General features: G+C 76.7%; 1 protein-coding gene. It reads left to right on the top strand.

What is annotated here, in order from left to right:
• Positions 1-413 precede the first annotated feature (413 nt).
• Positions 414-1,287 (top strand): AfsR/SARP family transcriptional regulator (locus FOE67_RS26035; protein ID WP_182667278.1); only part of this gene is annotated, 874 nt, incomplete at its 3' end.

Below are 1,287 nucleotides of genomic sequence, written 5' to 3'. Positions count from 1 at the left end.
CCCCCGGACCCTCCCCTGGTGCCCCGGCTGTCCCCCGTGTCCCGGGCGCCCCGGGAGCCCCGGGGCGGGTCGGTGTTCCACCGCCGTCCCGCCAAGCGGAATGGCCGCCACCGGAGTTGGCACGGACACGACCTGACGTTCTCCGCCCGCAGCGGGCAGACTGTGCGGTGCGCGGGAGGACCGCGCGACCACGCGCGTCGCACGGCCCGTCACGGGACGGGACGGGACGCCGGCGGAACGCCGGAAGGCGCGGACGGAATCGACACGGGTCCGGAGACGGCTGAGCGCCGTCGCCGGGACGGAGGGCGGTGGCACGGGCGGTGGGCGCGGCGCACAGAGTGGACACGGCGGACCCGGCGGTGGTCCCGGGGACCGGTACGGAAAACGGCGACGGCACCGGGTCGGGGCCCCGCATGCCCGGGGAGACGGTTCCGGGCTCCGCCGGAATCCCGTGCCACGACGGGGACGCGTCCGCGCCGGAGGGGTCCCCCGCGACCTCCGCCGCCCTGGAGTTCCTCCTGCTCGGCCCCGTGCGGGTGGTGCGCGACGGGGTCGAGCAACCCGCCGGTCCACCCCAGCAGCGGGCCCTGCTCGCCACGCTGCTGCTGCACGAGGGGCACCCCGTGGGCGTCTCCGAGCTGGTGGACTCGCTGTGGGGGGAGGATCCGCCGCTGCGCGCCGTGGCCGCGCTGCGCACCTACGCCTCGCGACTGCGCCGCCTGCTGGCCCCGCGTTCGGAGGTGCTGGTCAGCGAGGCCGGCGGGTACGCCCTGCGACCGGGTCCCGGTGACCGGGTGGACCTGGCGGTCCTGGACGAATTGTGCGCACGCGCCGAACGGGCCTCGCTGGAGGGGGACGCGGCCCTGGCCCACCGGTTGTACGGGCGGGCACTGGACCTGTGGGACGGGGAGGCCCTGGCCGGGGTGCCCGGGCCGGCGGCCGAGACGCACCGCAACCGGTTGGCCGAGCGCCGGCTGGTCCTGCGCGAACTGCATCTGTGCGCGGCGCTGGAGTGCGGTCTGCACGCCGAGTCGGTTTCCGATCTGACGGCCCTGACCAGCAGTCACCCGATGCGCGAGACGCTGCGCGAACTGCTGATGCTCGCGCTGTACCGGTGCGGTCGGCAGGGGGAGGCGCTGGCGGTCTACACCGACACCCGTCGGGTGCTGGACGAGGAGCTGGGGGTGGAGCCCCGGGCGGAGCTGCGGGAGCTGCACCGGCGGATCCTCTCGGCGGATCCGACGCTGGACCCGGCCCCCGCCCCCGCCGCGCGGGAGAGTCCGGCGC

This window comes from Streptomyces calidiresistens (assembly GCF_014141525.1).
Lineage (GTDB): Bacteria > Actinomycetota > Actinomycetes > Streptomycetales > Streptomycetaceae > Streptomyces > Streptomyces calidiresistens.
The sequence above is the reverse complement of the archived record's forward strand: the minus strand, read 5'-3'. Positions and strand labels throughout refer to the sequence as shown.